Annotated in this window: 11 protein-coding genes; 2 read left to right on the top strand and 9 right to left on the bottom strand. The window is 72.0% G+C overall.

The window, feature by feature from the left end:
• Positions 1-37: 37 nt before the first annotated feature.
• The 6 genes from ACFZBP_RS26070 to ACFZBP_RS26045 all read right to left on the bottom strand — a co-directional run bounded on the left by ACFZBP_RS26070 (position 38) and on the right by ACFZBP_RS26045 (position 10,621).
• Positions 38-1,714 carry a protein kinase gene (locus ACFZBP_RS26070; RefSeq protein ID WP_391416492.1) on the bottom strand — a complete coding sequence of 559 codons (1,677 nt, stop codon included), beginning with the start codon at positions 1,712-1,714 and terminating at the stop codon, positions 38-40.
• A gap of 154 nt (positions 1,715-1,868) precedes the next feature.
• Positions 1,869-2,123: a hypothetical protein gene (locus ACFZBP_RS26065; protein WP_391416490.1), complete on the bottom strand. Its 255-nt coding sequence runs from the start codon at positions 2,121-2,123 to the stop codon at positions 1,869-1,871.
• A gap of 319 nt (positions 2,124-2,442) precedes the next feature.
• Entirely contained in the window at positions 2,443-3,606 is a 1,164-nt protein-coding gene (locus ACFZBP_RS26060) for a protein kinase (RefSeq protein WP_391416487.1), read from the bottom strand.
• 104 nt (positions 3,607-3,710) lie between these two features.
• A complete protein-coding gene (locus tag ACFZBP_RS26055; RefSeq protein WP_391416484.1) occupies positions 3,711-5,393 on the bottom strand; it encodes a protein kinase in 1,683 nt (560 codons plus the stop codon).
• Positions 5,394-5,555: 162 nt separating this feature from the next.
• The gene (locus ACFZBP_RS26050) at positions 5,556-8,297 is read right to left on the bottom strand and encodes a protein kinase (RefSeq protein ID WP_391416481.1); all 2,742 of its coding nucleotides are present in this window, start codon (positions 8,295-8,297) and stop codon (positions 5,556-5,558) included.
• A 185-nt stretch (positions 8,298-8,482) separates the two neighbouring features.
• Entirely contained in the window at positions 8,483-10,621 is a 2,139-nt protein-coding gene (locus ACFZBP_RS26045; protein ID WP_391416478.1) for a protein kinase, read from the bottom strand.
• Positions 10,622-10,831: 210 nt separating this feature from the next.
• On the opposite strand from ACFZBP_RS26045, the gene ACFZBP_RS26040 reads away from it, so the two are divergent.
• Entirely contained in the window at positions 10,832-11,917 is a 1,086-nt protein-coding gene (locus tag ACFZBP_RS26040) for a serine hydrolase (protein ID WP_391416886.1), read from the top strand.
• An 85-nt stretch (positions 11,918-12,002) separates the two neighbouring features.
• Here the strand turns inward: ACFZBP_RS26040 and ACFZBP_RS26035 are convergent, their stop codons facing one another.
• The gene (locus tag ACFZBP_RS26035; protein WP_383452379.1) at positions 12,003-13,709 is read right to left on the bottom strand and encodes a glycerol-3-phosphate dehydrogenase/oxidase; all 1,707 of its coding nucleotides are present in this window, start codon (positions 13,707-13,709) and stop codon (positions 12,003-12,005) included.
• A 263-nt stretch (positions 13,710-13,972) separates the two neighbouring features.
• Here ACFZBP_RS26035 and ACFZBP_RS26030 point away from each other — a divergent pair, with 263 nt between their 5' ends.
• Entirely contained in the window at positions 13,973-15,181 is a 1,209-nt protein-coding gene (locus tag ACFZBP_RS26030; RefSeq protein ID WP_391416474.1) for a nucleotide sugar dehydrogenase, read from the top strand.
• Between the two features lie 577 nt (positions 15,182-15,758).
• Here ACFZBP_RS26030 and ACFZBP_RS26025 read toward each other — a convergent pair.
• Positions 15,759-16,883: a GuaB3 family IMP dehydrogenase-related protein gene (locus ACFZBP_RS26025; protein ID WP_383452375.1), complete on the bottom strand. Its 1,125-nt coding sequence runs from the start codon at positions 16,881-16,883 to the stop codon at positions 15,759-15,761.
• A 119-nt stretch (positions 16,884-17,002) separates the two neighbouring features.
• Complete coding sequence (guaB, locus tag ACFZBP_RS26020; protein ID WP_391416471.1) at positions 17,003-18,505, bottom strand: IMP dehydrogenase; 1,503 nt, start codon at positions 18,503-18,505, stop codon at positions 17,003-17,005.
• Between the last annotated feature and the right edge of the window lie 12 nt (positions 18,506-18,517).

Here is an 18,517-nt window from a genome sequence, read left to right as displayed (position 1 = left end):
TCCCATGACTACCTTGTGGGACCGACCCTTGGCCAGTTCAGAGCTTGTCGATCTTCAGGTTGTCGATGGCCGTCTGCGCCACCTCACGTCCCCGGTCCGTGAAGTCGCCCTTGCCGGGGTAGTTGATGGTGAGCTTGTACATGTTCCCGGCCGAGGTCTTGTAGTAGAAGATCCTCATCTCGCGCGGACGTGGGTTCTGGCTGTCGGTGGTGGTGTAGACGACGGTGTTCTCGGCGGCCGACTTGCCCTGGTACGTGGTCTCGCCCTCGGGCTGGGTCCGAGCGCCCGCGGCCATGCTGAGGTCGTAGGCGGTGCCTTCCTTGAAGTCGCTGTTGTCGTCGTACATCTCGGCGGCCGCGGAGTCGGCGATACTGCTGCCCGTGTCCTCGGCCTTCTTGTCGAGCCTCAGGCCGATCCAGATGGCACCGCTCTCATCGGTGTACGTCACCCAGTGGTCGTCGTCCGTCTCCTCCGGCACGCCCCGCTTGTATCCGTCGGGCACCGCGAGGGAGGCGCCCAGGACCTTCTCCTCACGGACCTTCCAGTGATCCGGCAACGGCCCCGCGAACGGATCGGCGACCACCAGATACGCGGCCACGGCCCCGGCGACCACCGCCGCACCGATGCCGAGCAGCGTCCTGGGCCCCAGCACGACGCCCCTCTTGACACTCTCGGGTATCCGTACGACCTGGGTGGCGGCCTGCACCGGCGGATTGGCGGCCTGTTCCAGCAGCGCGCGCGTCCGCGCGGCGTCGGGGCGGCGCGCCGGGTCCTTCTGGAGCAGGCCGTTGATGGCCTCGGCGAGCGGACCCTGGGCCGCGGCGGGCGGTGCGGGCGTGGCGTTGAGGACCGACTGGAGGGTGGCCGGGGTGTTGCTGCGGCGGAACGGCGAGACGCCCTCCGTCGCCGCGTAGAGCACGACGCCAAGGGACCACAGGTCGCTCGCGGGTCCCGGGCGCTGGCCCAGCACCCGCTCCGGCGCGATGTACTCGGGCGAGCCGACGAAGCCGCCGGTGTCGGTCAGATTGGTCTCGCCCTCGATCTGGGCGATGCCGAAGTCGGTGAGGACGACGCGGTCGTGGCGGCCGAGCATGACGTTGTCCGGCTTCACGTCGCGGTGCAGGACGCCCGCCGCGTGCGCGGCCTCCAGCGCGCCGAGCACCTCGAGGCCGATTCTCGCCGCGTCCCGGGCCCCGAGGGTGCCCTCCTGGAGCGCGTCGCCCAGCGAACGGCCCTGCACCAGCTCCATCACGATCCACGGCTGGCCGTCCACGACGGCGACGTCATGCACGTTCACGACCGCGGGGTGGTCGAGCCGGGCCGCGGCGCGTGCCTCGCGACGCATGCGCTCGAACGCGTTGGCACGTTCACGTTCGGGAAGGTGGTCCGGTACGCGAGGCTCCTTGACGGCGACCTCGCGGTCCACCGTCTCGTCCTTGGCCCGCCAGACGGTGCCCATGCCGCCGTGCCCGAGCTTGGCGAGCAGCCGGTAACGGCCCGCGATCAGCCGCCCGGTGCCGGGGTCCGGGGTGGGTGCGGAGGGCGCGGCAGACGCTGTGGGCGCTGCGGGCGGGGTGGGCGCGGTGGGCGCGGTGGGTGTCGCGTACGGGTTGTCCGGGTGGGGGACGGCCGGGGGCAGGTTCGGCTGCGGAGGTTGCAGTTCGAAACTCGTCGGCTCGTCGGACCGGTAAGGGGCTCCCCCGTTGCTGCTCATGCGTCCATCCATATCGCGGCAGGCGGTTCGACATCCAGCGTGAATGCTTTCCAGTCACAGAGCCGTGACTCAGGTCGTTCCTTATCTCCGCTTTGTAGGCCCATCCTGATCTCCGCTTTGCAGGCCCGCCCTGCCGCAGATTCTGGCCGTCGGCTCAGCCCCGCTTTCCCGTTTCGAGCTGGTTGACGTCCTGACTGGTGCGCCGCATGGCCTCGTACAGCGCGGCATCCTCGGGTGGGTCCGGCAGCGGGCCGCGGGCCGGGGCCTGGAAGGACTGGATCATCCAGGCGACGAGACGGCGCCAGGCGTCCGGGGCGGCGTCGGCCGTGGCGCCGAGGACTCCCCCGGCTACTGGGACCTGCACAGCACCAAGCGCGACCAGGCCGAACTCGTCTTCAGCCTCTGACACCCACCAGCCGCCCGCCTCCTGGCCTCCTGGCCTCTACGCCACGCATATCACCAGCAACAGCTGGCTCAGCGAGGGCGGCCCCGGGCATCCCCCGGCCGCCCTCGAACAGGTCGCCCCCCGTTACTAGGACGGGACAACGGCAGCGCGGCCGCAGCTGTAGGCATTCAAGCGCCTCGGTGAGCCGGAGGAGGTCGCCGACGTGGTGGTCTTCCTCGCCACCGACAGGCGCGCTGGATCACCGGCACCTCCGTCGACGCCACCGCCGGGCAGCCTCCTCGGCCCGCCGCCCGCTCCGCCCCTGTCCCCTCTCTCACCCTCGTCAGGGTGACGCACTCGACGACGGGGACCTGCTCGACGAGGGGGACTCACTCGGTGACGGGGACGCGCTCGGCGAGGGGGACGCGCTCGGCGAGGGGGACGCGCTCGGCGAGGAGGGCCTGGTCGTGCCGGACGGGCTGGAGCTGGTCGGCACCACACCTCCGTCCCCACCCCCGTTCACCAGCAGCGCCGCCGCCGACACCCCCGCCACCGCCATCGCGGCGACCAGCACCACCGTGGCCAGCATGCTGCGGGTCGAGTGCCGGCGCTCTGCCGCGACGCCGCCCGGCACGGCGGCGACGGTCCTGCCGAACCGTTTCGGCACGGGCGTGTTCCCCGTCTCCAGGAACTCCCGCAGCATCCGCTCGGCCCCCGCCGCGTCCAGCCGCCGCCCGGGGTCCCGCTCCAGCAGCCCCGCCACGACGGCCAGGATCGGCGCCGCCTGCGCGGGCGGACGTATCTCGTCGGACACCACGGCGAGCACGATGCCGCTCAACGAGTCGCGCCGGAACGGCGATTCGCCGCTCAGGGCCGCACAGAGCAACGCGCCCACGGACCACAGGTCGGCCGCGGGGCCGGTCCGCGACCCGGACATCCGCTCGGGCGCGGTGTACTCGGGCGAGCCGACGAACGCCCCGGACTCGGTGAGCGTGGAGGTGCCCGGGACCTGGGCGATGCCGAAGTCGGTGAGGACGACACGGTCGGTGCCGTTCTCGATGAGGACGTTGGCCGGTGTGATGTCCCGGTGCAGGACCCCGGCGGCGTGGGCCGTGCGCAGCGCGCTCAGCAGGTCGACGCCGATCCGGGCGGCCTCGTGCGCGTCGACCGGCCCGTGCGCGGCGATCCGGTCGGCCAGGGAGTCCCCGTCGACCAACTCCATGACGATGTACGGGCGTTCGTCGTCCTTCAGGATGTCGTGGACGACGATGACGTGCGGGTGGCTCAGCTGTGCCACCGCCTGGGCCTCGCGCAGGGTGCGCTCGCGCTGGCGCCGGGCCTCGGCCGCGGAGAGGGTCTCGTCGAGGGGGAGTTCCTTGACGGCCACCTGCCGTCCGAGCAACTGGTCGGTCGCCCGCCACACGACGCCCATACCGCCACGACCGAGCTGCGCCTCGAGGCGGTAACGCCCCGCGATCACACGGAAGTTGGCTCCCTCGGTCCCCATGCGCCCCATCATGCAGCACCGGATGGATCGACTCCGGGGCGCCGATCGGCCAACTCTGCAAAGGAGCAAAGGGTTCCAAAAGCCGCTCGACGACCCCCGGACGCTCAGGATCCGCCCGCCTGCCAGCCCTGCAGCACCGCCGTGAACTGCTTGCGCGTGGTCGCCCAGTCCGACTCGGGAGTGGACATGTAGATCGCGTACTCCGTGCCGTCCCGGTCGATGTACGCCTGGTCGATGGCCCGGCGCGGTCCGGGGAAGGGGGTGTCCTTGGCCAGCGCGGTCCACGTGTACTCCCACAGGGAGCCCTCGCGGTCGCGGTAGAGGTCCGTCTTCAGGGAAACCGTCCTGTAGTCGACCAGCTTCTGCTTCAGCTGCTGCTCCAGGTCGCGCTGGTGGTCGTAGGCGTTCGCGAAGTCGGGCGAGGTGTCGACGGCGATACGGACGAAGTGCTCACCGCCGTCGGGCGTGTAGTCGACCTGCTGGAGGCCGTCGATCTCCTTGCCGACCACCTCCCGCTTCCAGCCCTTGGGCAGGTAGAGGCTGAAGCCGAGGGGGTCCTCGTAGCGGATCCAGTTCGCGGCGACGTCGGCCTCCGGCCTCGGCGACTCGCTCGGCGCGGCGCCGGGCGTGGTCGAGACCGACGTGTCACCGCGGTGCGGCCCCCATTTCTGGAGGGCCACCGCCGTGCCGCCGCCGACGATCGCGGCGAGCGCGACGACGAGGGCGAGCGAGCGCAGCCGACGACGGCGCCTGGGCGGTCGGCCTGGCGCGACGCCGGGGCCCGTGCCGGTACCCCCGGTGTCGTACGGTCCGCCGATCACCGTCGGGCCCGCCATCGGCGGATACGGCGTGCCGGTCGCCGCGGTCGCGGCCCCGGTGGGCGAGGTTCCGCCGCCGTATGTGCGCCCCGTGCGCGGCTCCGGCTCGTAGCGGGTGTGCTGGGTCGGCACGTATGCCTGTGCCGCGTTCGGCCGCCGTCCCTCGGCCGCCTCGGCCAGCATCTGCTCGGCCTCGGCGGCGTCGGGCCGGGTGGCCGGATCCTTGCGCAGCAGGGCGCTGATCACGGGCGTGAGCGGGCCGGCGTGCTGCGGCTCGGCCGCCTCCTCCTCGACGACGGCCTGCATGGTGCCCAGCGGCGAGGTGCGGCGGAAGGGCGAGCGGCCCTCGACGGCCGTGTAGAGCGTCGCGCCGAGCGCCCACAGGTCGGAGGCCGGGCCGGGGTCGTGACCGCGGACGCGCTCGGGCGCGAGGTAGTCGACCGAGCCGACGACCTCGCCGGTGCGGGTGATGGTGCTGTCGCCCTCGATCTGGGCGATGCCGAAGTCGGTGAGGAGGACGCGGCGGTCCTCGGAGAGCAGGACGTTGCCGGGCTTGATGTCGCGGTGCAGGACGCCTGCGGAGTGGGCGGCGCGCAGGGCCCGCAGCACCCACAGGCCGATCCTGGCGGCCTCGGCCGGCTCGACGCGGCCCTGCTCCTTGACCGCGTCGGCCAACGAGTGGCCCTCGACCAGCTCCATCACGATCCACGGCCGGCCGTCGTGCTCCAGCACGTCGTGCACGGTGACCACGGCGGAGTGGTTGATACGGGCGGCGGCGCGGGCCTCGGCGCGGGTGCGGGCGAGCAACCGCTCCTGGTCGCTCTCGGAGACGTAGAGCGCCGCGGTCAGCTCCTTGATCGCGACGGCCCGATGCAGCACCTCATCGTGCGCACGCCACACCCGGCCCATACCGCCGCTGCCGATCGCGTCGGCGAGCCGGTAGCGGCCCGAAACGAGCTGGCCCTGCATCTGATTCACGTTGCCCCGCAATGCTCTTGACACGGTCAGGTTAAGGACCGGCCGACGCGACCGGAACCACGGGGGTGCCAAGGAGACCGCACTGTGATGGTTGTCGCTTTCGACGCCGGGAAGCAACCCGGAGCGACTGTCACGCAGGGTTCACGAACGCAATCACCCGGTGACCTGGTAGGTCGCCGAGGCCTGCTCGAACAGCCGTGTCACCTCGTCCCGCTCGGCGTCCGGGCCGCGCACCTGCACCACGTGGTACCTCCCGTCGACCAGGATCGCGACATTGCGTACGAACAGCTCGCGCCCCTGGTCGTCGGTCCAGGTGAACTGCCCCTCGGCCATGACCCGCTCGCCGACCTGAATGGTCTTCAGCCCACCGGAGGAGGCCCAGCTGGAGTCCCGGTACGGCTGCAACTCCCCCTCGTGCTCCCGCTGGTAGACCATCGGGTCGCTGCCGTACTGGTCGGCGGTGTCCCGGCCCGCCACGACGATGAGGTCGAAGTCGCCGTGCGAGTAGACGACCTGCCCGCGCCCGTTCTCCGGGGTGCGGTTCCAACCGTTGGCGACGGCGATCTGGAACCCGGCCGTGTCCTTGCGCAGCGTGAAGCCGTCCGGGACGTCGGGGTCGTCGGGGCTGTTGCTCTGCGTCTCGGTCGAACCGGCCGACTCCGAGGGGTCGTTGCCGGACCCGGGTGAGGTCTGCTCGGGCCGTGGCTCGCTGCTCGCCTCGGCGGACTGCTCGGGTTCCGCCCCGCCGGCCTGGCCCGCGGCGCCGGTGCGGCCGGCGTCGGCCGCGGCGCCGTCGCCCTGGTCGGCCTTCGGCATGAAGAGCATGGCGTACGCGATGGCCGCCGCCATCCCGAGCAGCACCAGCACCAGCAACGTACGCCCGAGCCTGCGCGGCGAATGCTCCGTCTCCCGCCTGGCCCGCTTATGCCGCCCGTGATGCGCGGGCAGCCCGGCCCGCCGCCTGCGCACCAGCTCGCCCCGGCGCCGCACGATCGGCAGCCGGGTGGGATCGACCGGCGGGGCGGGGACGACATGCGTGCCGGCCTCCGGCTCGGGCGCCGACCGCACGAGCGAGCGCAGCCAGCCCCGAAGCTCCTCGAAGTCGAGGCGCTCGATCGGGTCCTGACGCAGCAACGACTCCACGACCGGCCGCAGCGGCCCGCACTCCTCGGCGAAGGCGGGGGGCTCAGCGCACACCATCTGCACGAGCTCGGCCGTCGACTCCTCCGGATACGGCGCATGCCCCTGTACGGCCCTGAAGAGCAGCGCGCCGAGAGCCCACAGGTCGGTCGCGGGCCCGATCGGCGCGGCGAGCTGCCAGTTCTCATGCACGGGCCCGGCCTGCTCCGGCGCCCACCGCTCGGTCACCGGCCCGACCACAGCCATCCGCGCCTGCCGCGCCCGCTCCGCGGCGAGCGCGGTGGTGGGGCCACGGCGAGCGGGCGCACCGGTCACCAGGTCGTCCCAGTGGGCCGGGGGACGGGGGGTGGGGTCATCGGCGGGGGTGCCTTGTGCGGGGAGGCCCGCGGGAGTGCCGGGCGGGGTGCCGAGGCCACCAGGGTGTGCGCCCGGCAGGGCCCGGGAGTGAGGCACCGGGCCACCGGCGGACACGCCCTGCGCGGGGACGCCCGCAGGGGTGCCGGGCGGGGTGCCGAAACCGCCAGGGTGGGCGCCCGGGACGGCCGGGGGGAGTGCCGTAAGGCCGCGTGTGTCGTCCGTGGGTGTGCCGGGGGCCCCGCTTCGGGGTGCGGCGCCGGGCCAGGACGGGGCCCCTACGCCGTACGGGTCGGCGATCCGGCCCGGGGGCGTGGCGGTGCCGTTGCCGGAGCCGTACGGCTGCTGTGCCGTGCCGTTGGCCAGGGCTGCGGGGCCGTCCTCGGGCGCCGGGCGGGCGCCGGGCAGCGCGGCGCGTCCGTTCTGCGTCTCCTGCACCCGGGCCGCGGCTCGGGCGCCCGCCCGGTACGCCGCGATGGCGCCGGCCCGCGCGGCCCTGATGTCCCCGCCGGTCTCCAGGGCACCGGGCGGTGCCCCGCCCGGCGCCTCGGTGCCGGTGCCCGCTTCGGCCCCGGGCACCGGCCGCGCTCCGGCCGCACGCGCCTCGATGGCGGCACGCCGGGCGGCCTCGGGGTCCGCGCCGGCCACTCCGGGTCCGCCGATCACCGGTCCACCCGCGCGCGGGCCGGGAGGTGCGGCCACCCCCGCGCCGCCAGGCCCGCCGGCGAACGTCCCGGACGCGCCGCCCTCGCTCTGGCCCCCGTCCCCGTCCTCGACCGGCACCGGGTCATACCCGCACAGCGCCTCCTCCGCGGCCCCGACCGCGAGCCCGGTGAGCATCACCCGGCCGTCCTCGCAGACGAGCACCGTGCGGGCGGTGATGTTCCGGTGGACCCAGCCGTGCGCGTGCAGCACCCGCAGCGCCATGAGGACGTCGGAGGCGACCTCGGCCGCGCGATACGGCGTCAGCGGCTTCTCTGCGAGCAGCGCGGCGAGCGGACGCGCGGTCACGAACTCACTCACTATCCACAAGGACCCGCCCTCGGCGAACACGTCGAAGACCTGGTCCAGCCGCGGATGGTCGGGGATCCGCGCCGCGGCCTGCGCCGCCTCGACCGCCCGCCGCACGGCGGGGTCACTGGGCCGACGCGTACTCGCCCGGGACGAGGAACGCCGCCCCGCCCCACGCTCCCGCGTCTCCCGTGCCGTGAACCCGGCGGGCAACCCCTCGGCGTCCAGCACCTCGGCCTCGACGACCTCCGGCAACGGCACCTGCCGGACCAGGACTTCCTGCCCGCTGTAGGTGTCGAAGGCGCGGGTCTCGGTGAGTTCGTACTCGTCGGAGGGCGGCAGCGGCAGGCGGTAGCGGTCGGCGAGCACCCGACCCGCATAGTCGTCCACGTTGCCTCCCCCGGCCGCCCGGTCGGTCAATTCCGTTCGTCTTGCGTCCCGTTCCGGACGCACGACCAAATGCGTACGGTCCGCAAGCATTCACGATACGTGCCGGAGGCAACTCGCAAAGCGGGGTTGCCGGATCTCACGGCCCAATCCCGGCCCTCGCGAGCCCAAACCGAATTCCGCTCACTTCAGGACTTCGGCTTGAACGATTCCGTCAGCGTCTTCCACGTGTCCTTGCGCAGCCCACTGTCCCAATTCGAAGCTTTCGCCGTGTACATCAGCGCATGTCCGAGATGGTCGTTCACCACGAACCCACGGTCGATCGTGCGGTACTTCGTGCCGCCCTCGACATAGGTGAACTCCCAGTCAGCCGTGTTCCAACCGCGGTAGTTCACCTCCTCTATACGGATCCGCTTGTACTGCGAGCGGACCATGCCCCGTTCCTGGTTCTTCCAGTCCGTCACCGGGTCGCCCTTCGGCGTGGACGTCCAGGCGACGAGCAGCTTCTGCCCGTCGGGCCCGGTGAACCGGTCGCCCGCCGACCCCGAGGACTGGAACTTCCACCCCGCGGGCAGCCCGATCGAGTACCCCTGGCCCCCCTTGTGGGTCGACGCGACCTTGCTGTCGCCGGACCCCGCCTCGGCCCCGCTCCCGCCGGTCGCGCTCGCGTCGGCGCTCGGCGTCTTCCCGGTCTCCGCCGCTCCGGACCCCGACCCGGTCGTCGCGGACGCGGACTTCTCGCCGTCCGCCCGCGTGCCGTCGTTCTCGTCCGTCCTGGTGTCGGCACTGGCGCTCGCCTTGGCGGAGGCCTTGCCCCCGCCGCCGTTCGCCGATGAATTCGAGTCCCCGTCGTCGCCGAGCGTGAGGGCCAGCACCACGCCGAGCACGACCAGCGCCACGGCCACCGCGATGACCACCAACGTCCGCTTCGGCACCACATCGGTGAGCGGCGCCCTCGGCACCGGCCGCGGCGGCAGATCCGGCGGCGTCATCACGGGCCACCCGGAACTCCGGCCCCCGCTCTGCCCCTTCCCCGCCTCCGCATCCCGCTCACCGGCACCGGCAGAGTCCCCGACACTGGCCCCGCCAGCTGAACCAGCGGCGGCCCCAGCCGCCCCGGCCCCGGAAGCCCGACCCGAACCCGAACCCGAAGCGGAGCCGGAAACGGACCCCGAACCCCCGGCCTTCGCCGACGCCCCGGCCCCGCCCACTCCCGTCGACGCCGCACCGGACTCCGAAACAGCCGTCTCGCCCTCGGACTTGGCACGAGCCGCGGCCGCCCCGGCCCCCGCACCCGCGGCGGCCTTCCGCACGGAACGCAGCGCCCCGCGCAACCGCTCCCCGGCCTCCTCACCCCGCTTGCTCCCGGCCTTGGCACCCGAACGGCCCTTGCCGTCGGGCTGCGGCGGCAACGGCACGACCTTCGTCGCGTCCGCCGGCTCCGGCTCGGCCTTGGGCGCGGGCGCGTGGATGACGGCGTTGAGCATCGCCCGCGCAGCGGCGTCGTCGAGCCGCTTCTCGGGGTCCTTGGTGAGCAGACCGTAGATGACGTCCTTCAGCGGTCCCGCGTTCTTCGGCTCCTCCAGCGGCTCGGTCATCACCGCGGTGAGCGTCGCGATGGCGGAGCCCTTGTCGTACGGCGGTGTGCCCTCGACCGACGCGTACAACAGCCCGCCCAGCGACCACAGGTCGGCCGCGGGGCCCGGCTTGTGACCGCGGGCCCGCTCCGGGGAGATGTAGGAGGGCGCGCCGACGAGCATGCCGGTCGAGGTGATGGAGGGGTCGCCCTCGACCTGGGCGATACCGAAGTCGGTGAGCACGACCCGGTCCGTGTCGGACTCCAGCAGGACGTTCGACGGCTTCACGTCACGGTGCAGGATGCCCTCGCGGTGCGCGGAGCGCAGCACGTCGAGCACGGCGAGGCCCACCTCGGCCGCCCGCTTGGGCTCCAGGAGACCGTCCTCTCGGATGACCTCGGCGAGCGACTTGCCCTCGACGAGCTCCATCACGATCCACGGCCGGTCGTCCTCGTCGACCACGTCGAACACCGTCACGGCGCTGTTGTTGCGGATCCGCGCGATCGCCTTCGCCTCACGCAGGGTGCGCGTGATCAGCCGCCGCTTCTCCTCCTCGTCGATGTTCGACGGGAACCGCAGCTCCTTGACGGCGACGGTCCGTCCGAGAGTCTCGTCGACGGCACGCCACACCGTGCCCATGCCGCCCCTGCCGAGCACTCCGCCCAGCCGGTACCGCCCCGCGAGGAGACGCTCGCGGTCGTCCTGACGAGTGTCCTGACGAGATGTCCCCGCCCGCTCCGCCTCCGACATGCGTCCCCTCATACAACCCGCCCTGACAGAGCCTCCATTGTCTCTCACCCGACAAGTGCCCGACGCCCAGGGTGCCCCTGGCCCCGCAACCCGACCGCACGGCCCTCGCCCGCGCGGCACGGCGCCTCCGAGGCCCGGTGAATCGCGCGTTCCGCTTGACCGGCATGATGAGCCGCGACAAGGGAAGGAACCCGCATGGCACGACCGGCGATGCCCCTGCTCCGGACACTGGTGGCCCTGCCCGTGGCCCTGGCGCTCATCGGCCTGGCGGCCCCGGCACTCCTCGGTCTGTCCGCCACCTCCTCCTCGATCCGCACCGCCTCGTCGTCCGCCACGGCACAGGCGACGGACTCCCTGCTGCCGCGCCTGCTCACCCGGGGCAAGGCCCCCGCCGCGGCCCTGCTGGCCCGCGAGGCGACCGGTACCCACTACGCCGGGGCCGGCCGGGGCATCACCCGCGCCGACCACTTCCGCGCCGGCAGCATCACCAAGACCTTCATCGCGACGGTCGTCCTGCAACTGGCCGCCGAGCGACGGCTGTCCCTCTCCGCCCCGGTGGAGCGGTACCTGCCGGGCCTGGTGCGCGGGGCGGGCAACGACGGGCGCGCGCTGTCCCTTCGTTCCCTGCTGACCCACACCAGCGGCCTGTACGACTTCACCGCCGCGACCGGGGGCACCGTCCCCCTCACACCGCTTCAGGCCGTACGCATCGCGCTCACCCACCCCCCTGCCGAACCCGGCACCTTCTCCTACTCGAACACCAACTACGTCCTGCTCGGCCTGGTCGTCGAGCACGTCACCGGCCACTCCTACGCGGCCGAGACCGAGCGCCGCGTCATCGCTCCGCTGGGTCTGACCGGCACCTCCTTTCCTGGCTCCCGCACCTCTCTGCCCGCTCCGCACGGCCGCGCCTACGCCACCGACGGGACCGATGTCACCGAACTCGACCCGCGGGTGGCCGGCGCCTCGGGCGAACTGGTGACCACGCTCGCCGACCTCGACCGCTTCTACGCCGCGCTGCTCGGCGGCCGACTGCTGCCCCCGCGCTGGCTGCACGAGATGCTCGACACCCGTGCCGCGCATGGCTCGTACGGCATGGGACTCTTCCCCGTGAAGCTGCCGTGCGGCACCGTCGTATGGGGGCACAACGGGCGCATCTCCGGCAGCTACGTGCGCTCCGCGGCCACCGTCGGCGGTCGTCGTGTCCTGACCTTCCGGGTGAACACGACGGCGATAGCGGATCCCGGTCTCGAACCCCGGCTGCTCGCCGCCGAGTTCTGCCCTCGCACCAAGTAGAACGGCCGGGGTTCGAGCGGAGATCCCACCTTCCGCCACCCGTTCGAGTGACGTTCCCGTGGCTGCCCCGCACCTGGCTCGATTCCTACAGCGGCACGATGTCCGGCGCCCCCAACCGCGCCGCGTCCGCCGTCAGGTCGTCGGGCTGCCGCTGCGACTCCCGCTCGGCCTCCACCCGCTTCTCGTAGTGCTGGATCTCGCGCTCGATGTGGTCCTTGTCCCAGCCCAGCACCGGCGCCATCAGCTCGGCCGCCTCACGCGCGCACCGCGTCCCCCGGTCGAACGTCTCGATGGAGATGCGCGTACGCCGGGTCAGCACGTCGTCCAGGTGCCGCGCCCCCTCGTGCGAGGCGGCGTAGACGACCTCGGCGCGCAGGTAGTCGTCGGCGGACTGCAGGGGCTCGCCCAGCGTGGGATCGGCGGCGATGAGTTCGAGCAGCTCCTCGGCCAGCGAGCCGTATCGGTTCAACAGGTGCTCCACGCGCACCACATGAATGCCCGTCCGCGCCGCGATCCGCGCACGCGCGTTCCACAGCGCCCGGTATCCCTCCGCGCCCAGCAGCGGGATGTCCTCCGTGACGCACTCGGCGACGCGCATGTCGAGCCCGTGGACCGCCGCGTCCACGGCGTCCTTGGCCATCACCCGGTACGTCGTGTATTTGCCGCCCGCCACGACGACGAGCCCGGGCACCGGGTGCGCCACGGTGTGCTCGCGCGACAGCTTGCTGGTGGCGTCCGACTCACCGGCGAGCAGCGGCCGCAGGCCCGCGTACACGCCCTCCACGTCGTCGCGGGTCAGTGGCACCGCGAGCACCGAGTTCACGTGTTCCAGCAGGTAGTCGATGTCCGCGCTGGACGCGGCCGGGTGCGCCTTGTCGAGGTCCCAGTCGGTGTCGGTGGTGCCGACGATCCAGTGCCGGCCCCAGGGGATGACGAACAGCACCGACTTCTCGGTGCGCAGGATCAGCCCTGTCGTGGAGTGGATGCGGTCCTTGGGCACGACCAAGTGGATGCCCTTGGAGGCGCGCACGTGGAACTGTCCGCGCTCCCCCACCATCGACTGGGTGTCGTCGGTCCACACACCGGTGGCGTTGACGATCTGCTTGGCGCGGATCTCGTACTCCCCGCCCGCCTCGACGTCCTGCACCCGGGCGCCGACGACCCGCTCGCCCTCGCGCAGAAACCCGGTCACGCGCGCGCGGTTGGCGACCTTCGCGCCGTAGGCCGCCGCCGTGCGCACGAGGGTGGCCACATAGCGTGCGTCGTCCATCTGGGCGTCGTAGTACTGAAGCGCGCCGACCAGGGCGTCCTTCTTCAGCGCGGGGGCGATGCGCAGGGCGTGACGGCGGCTCAGGTGCCGGTGCAGGGGCATGCCCCGGCCGTGGCCGCGGGCCATCGACATGACGTCGTAGAGCAGGACGCCGGAGCCGGCGTACAGGCGCTCCCAGCCCTTGTACTGGAGCGGGTAGAGGAAGGGCACCGGTTTCACCAGGTGCGGGGCCAGCCGCGAGACCAGCAGTCCGCGCTCCTTCAACGCCTCGCGTACGAGGGCGAAGTCGAGCATCTCCAGATAGCGCAGGCCGCCGTGGATCAGCTTGCTGGACCTGCTGGAGGTGCCCGACGCCCAGTCACGGGCCTCGACCAGGCCGGTGGACAGTCCCCGGGTCGCCGCGTCGAGGGCGGTGCCCGCGCCCACGACGCCGGCGCCCACGACCAGTAGGTCCAGCTCGCGCTCGGCCATTGCTGCGAGTGACTCGGCGCGCTCCGCCGGCCCCAGTGTCGCTGTCCTCACCGCTGCCTCCCGCTCATCGGTCGCGTAGGCCGCACCCGTCGGGCGAAGCCCGCTTAGTACCCCCCATGCCCAAAATTCTGACCGGGTTGCCCGAGTTCAGCCACCACGCGCCCCCAGCCTGTGGACAACACTCCTGGAAACGCGATCATTCAATGCCGCAAATCGGTCATATTTACTCCTAGTCTGACATTGCGCTCCCTCGATCTGTCCACAGGGCTTGCGCACCTGCTCCACATCGGTTACTGGGAAGGACGGCCCACGCCATGCCCGCAGATCTCGCCGTCATCGGACTCGGCCCGTACGGCCTGCCGCTGGCCAAGGCCGCCGTCGCGGCCGGCATCCCCACGCTCGGTTACCGGACCGGGCCCGAGGCCGCCTCCCTCAGCCCCGCGGAACTGCGCCGGATGCTCTCGGGGGGCTTCCGGCACGCCACCAGCCCCGCCGAGCTCGGCCGCGTACGCACCGCCGTCATCTGCGCGCCCACCCCGCCCGGCGCGGACGGCGGGCTCGACCTCAGCCAGGTGGAGACGGCCGCCCGCACCCTGGCCGCCCGGCTGCGCCCGCACACCACCGTCATCCTGGAGTCGCCCGTCCCGCCGGGCACCACCGAGAACGTCCTGCGCCCCCTCCTCGAAGAGGGTTCGGGCATGGTCGCCGGCCGCGACTTCCACCTGGCGTACTCCCCCAGCCGCATCGATCCCGGCAACCGCGACTTCACTCCCGCCAACACCCCCAAGGTGATCGGCGGCCTCACGTCCGCGTGCACCGAGTCGGCCGCCGCCTTCTACGGCCGCCTCACCGACAAGGTGGTACGCGCGCGTGGCCCGCGCGAGGCGGAGACCGTGCAGGTCCTCGAGACCAACTTCCGGCACGTCAACATCGCCCTCGTCAACGAAATGGCCGTCCTCTGCCACGACTTGGGCGTCGACCTGTGGGACGTCATCCGCTGCGCGGAGACCAAGCCGTTCGGCTTCCAGGCCTTCCGCCCCGGCCCCGGCGTCGGCGGCCACGCCGTCCCGCAGGACCTCACCGCCCACGCCGGCCGCACCCTGCGCATGGTGGAACTGGCCCAGCAGGTCAACAGCCAGATGCCCCAGTACGTCGTCCAGCGCGCCGCCGCCCTCCTCAACGAACACGGCAAGTCCGCGCGCGGCGCCCGCGTCCTCCTCCTCGGCGTCACCTACAAGCCCGACCTCGCCGACCAGCAGTCCACCCCCGCCGAGGAGGTCGCGGTCCGCCTGATGCGGCTCGGCGCCTCCATCAGCTACCACGACCCGCACATCCCGTCCTGGAACGTCCTGGACCGCCCGGTCCCCCGCGCGGACTCCCTGTACGAGTCCGCCGCCGACGCCGACCTGACGATCCTGCTCCAGCAGCATCGCCGGTACGACCTTCAGGGGCTGTCGGTGAAGGCACAGCTGCTGCTGGACACGCGGGGGGCCACTCCCACGGGGGCGGCGCATCGGTTGTGACGGGGCGCGTGGGGGGCGGCTGTGCTTCCAAGGCTGGTGGCATACGATCCGCCGACTTCGGTACCGTACAAAAGGTGGAGCCCACCGCAGCAGGCACTGCGGCAGGCTCCAGGATGGTTCACGGAGTGCCCGCCCCTATTGTCCTTAGGGGCGGTCGCTCACCATCCGAAAATCCGCAAGATCCACCTCCTCCGGCACTCCACCATCCGCAGACGGATCCGGTCCCAGCGAGTGGGCTTGCGGTGATGTCCCATGGACGCCCCCTTCCATGACGCCACCCAGAGGCCCGGTGGGCGGTTCATTGGAGTTCGGGCCGGGCCCCGAGGGCGGGGTCCGGAACGATGTCCTTGGAAGGGGGCGCCTCAGACAACTGGGTCGCCGACATGGACAGTACCGACTCCCCACGCCCGTTCAGCCCGCATTCGCCCCAAACGCAACCACGCGCCCCCTCCCCCACAACACGCCCCCACCGAGCCCCACTTGGGCGCACCTGGGCGCTCCTGGGCACGCAAAAGGGCCGGTCACCCCACCCGGGGCGACCGGCCCTTCCCTGCCGTATCGGCCGTAGCCGTACGGGCTACCGCTGGTGCTGCGAGTCCGCGACCGTCACCTCGACGCGCTGGAACTCCTTGAGCTCGCTGTACCCGGTCGTGGCCATGGCCCGCCGCAGTGCGCCGAAGAAGTTCATCGAACCGTCGGGGGTGTGCGACGGGCCCGTCAGGACCTCCTCGATGGTGCCGACCGTACCCAGGTCGACCTTCTTGCCGCGCGGCAGCTCTTCGTTGACGGCCTCCATGCCCCAGTGGTGGCCCTTGCCCGGCGCGTCCGTGGCGCGGGCGAGCGGGGAGCCCATCATCACGGAGTCGGCGCCACAGGCGATGGCCTTGGGGAGGTCGCCGGACCAGCCGACGCCGCCGTCCGCGATCACGTGCACGTACCGGCCGCCGGACTCGTCCATGTAGTCCCGGCGGGCCGCCGCCACGTCCGCGACCGCAGTGGCCATGGGGACGCGGATGCCGAGCACGTTGCGCGTGGTGTGCGCGGCGCCGCCGCCGAAGCCGACCAGGACGCCGGCCGCGCCGGTGCGCATCAGGTGCAGGGCCGCGGTGTACGTGGCACAGCCGCCGACGATCACCGGAACGTCGAGCTCGTAGATGAACTGCTTCAGGTTCAGCGGCTCGGCCGCACCGGAGACGTGCTCCGCCGAGACCGTCGTACCGCGGATGACGAAGATGTCCACGCCGGCGTCGACGACGGCCTTGGAGAACTGGGCCGTGCGCTGCGGGGAGAGCGCGGCGGCGGTGACGACGCCGGAGTCGCGCACCTCCTTGATGCGCTGCCCGATCAGCTCCTCCTTGATGGGAGCGGCGTAGATCTCCTGGAGGCGGCGGGTGGCGGCCTCGGTGGGCAGCTCCGCGATCTCGTCGAGGAGCGGCTGCGGGTCCTCGTACCGCGTCCACAGGCCCTCGAGGTTCAGCACGCCGAGGCCGCCGAGTTCGCCGATGCGGATCGCGGTGGCCGGGGAGACGACCGAGTCCATGGGGGCGGCCAGGAAGGGCAGCTCGAAGCGGTAGGCGTCGATCTGCCAGGCGATCGAGACCTCCTTCGGGTCGCGCGTACGACGGCTGGGGACGACGGCGATGTCGTCGAAGGCGTACGCCCGGCGGCCGCGCTTGCCGCGCCCGATCTCGATCTCAGTCACGATGTGTGGCCTTTCCCTGATGCGTTTCAGCGTCTTCCAGTATCGCCGACGGGCACGACAGGGGCGGCCCCGGATGCTTCCGGGACCGCCCCTGAAGGACCGTGCCTGAGGACAGATGCCTACTTACGGCTGTAGTTCGGCGCCTCGACCGTCATCTGGATGTCGTGCGGGTGCGACTCCTTCAGACCCGCGGAGGTGATCCGCACGAAGCGGCCCTTGGACTCCATCTCGTCGATGGTGGCCGCGCCCACGTAGCCCATGGTCTGGCGCAGCCCGCCGACGAGCTGGTGCAGGACGCTGGAGAGCGGGCCGCGGTAGGGCACCTGGCCCTCGATGCCCTCGGGCACGAGCTTGTCGTCCGCCGAGACCTCGGCCTGGAAGTAGCGGTCCTTGGAGTACGACTTGCCCTGGCCCCGGGACTGCATGGCGCCGAGCGAGCCCATGCCGCGGTACGACTTGAACTGCTTGCCGTTGATGAACTGGAGCTCGCCGGGCGACTCCTCGCAACCCGCGAGCAGCGAGCCCAACATCACGGTGTCGGCGCCGGCGGCGAGCGCCTTGCCGATGTCGCCGGAGTACTGCAGGCCGCCGTCGCCGATCAGCGGGATGCCCGCCGGGCGGGCGGCCAGGGAGGCCTCGTAGATCGCGGTGACCTGCGGCACGCCGATGCCGGCGACGACACGGGTCGTACAGATGGAGCCGGGGCCCACGCCCACCTTGATGCCGTCGACACCGGCGTCGATCAGCGCCTGGGCGCCGTCACGGGTGGCGACGTTGCCGCCGATCACGTCCACGCCGACGCTGGACTTGATCTTCGACATCCAGCTCAGTGCGTTGCTGTTGTGGCCGTGCGAGGTGTCGACGACCAGGAAGTCCACGCCGGCCTCGGCGAGCGCCTGGGCGCGCTCCAGGGCCTCGGGGCTGGCGCCGACGGCGGCACCGACGAGGAGGCGGCCCTCGGAGTCCTTGGCGGCGCTGGGGTACTTCTCCGCCTTGACGAAGTCCTTGACGGTGATCAGGCCCTTGAGGACACCGGAGTCGTCGACGAGCGGAAGCTTCTCGATCTTGTGCTTGCGCAGCAGGTCCATGGCGTCGGTGCCGGAGATGCCGACCTGGCCGGTGACCAGCGGCATCGGCGTCATGACCTCGCGCACCTGGCGGCTGCGGTCCGACTCGAAGGCCATGTCACGGTTGGTGACGATGCCGAGCAGCTTGCCGGCCGGGTCGGTGACGGGGACGCCGCTGATGCGGAACTTGGCGCACAGGGCGTCGGCCTCGGCGAGGGTCGCCTCCGGGTGCACCGTGATGGGGTCGGTGACCATGCCGGACTCGGACCGCTTCACCAGGTCGACCTGGTTGACCTGGTCCTCGACGGACAGGTTGCGGTGCAGTACGCCGACACCGCCGAGGCGGGCCATGGCGATGGCCATGCGCGACTCGGTCACCTTGTCCATGGCGGCCGAGAGCAGCGGGATGTTCACCCGGACGTTGCGGGAGATGCGGGACGAGGTGTCGACCGCGTTGGGGAGCACCTCGGATGCGCCCGGCAGCAGCAGCACGTCGTCGTAGGTCAGCCCGAGTGTCGCGAATTTGTCGGGCACTCCGTCGACGTTTGCAGTCATGACACCTTCCCC

The organism is Streptomyces sp. NPDC008086 (assembly GCF_042957325.1).
Lineage (GTDB): Bacteria > Actinomycetota > Actinomycetes > Streptomycetales > Streptomycetaceae > Streptomyces.
This window is presented reverse-complemented; position numbering and strand designations above follow the sequence as displayed.

Coding starts and splice junctions, on each gene's coding strand:
- ACFZBP_RS26070 (WP_391416492.1), bottom strand. CDS start 1,714: ATGAGCAGCAACGGGGGAGCCCCTTACCGGTCCGACGAGCCGACGAGT.
- ACFZBP_RS26060 (WP_391416487.1), bottom strand. CDS start 3,606: ATGGGGACCGAGGGAGCCAACTTCCGTGTGATCGCGGGGCGTTACCGC.
- ACFZBP_RS26055 (WP_391416484.1), bottom strand. CDS start 5,393: ATGCAGGGCCAGCTCGTTTCGGGCCGCTACCGGCTCGCCGACGCGATC.
- ACFZBP_RS26045 (WP_391416478.1), bottom strand. CDS start 10,621: ATGTCGGAGGCGGAGCGGGCGGGGACATCTCGTCAGGACACTCGTCAG.
- ACFZBP_RS26040 (WP_391416886.1), top strand. CDS start 10,832: ATGCCCCTGCTCCGGACACTGGTGGCCCTGCCCGTGGCCCTGGCGCTC.
- ACFZBP_RS26030 (WP_391416474.1), top strand. CDS start 13,973: ATGCCCGCAGATCTCGCCGTCATCGGACTCGGCCCGTACGGCCTGCCG.
- guaB (WP_391416471.1), bottom strand. CDS start 18,505: ATGACTGCAAACGTCGACGGAGTGCCCGACAAATTCGCGACACTCGGG.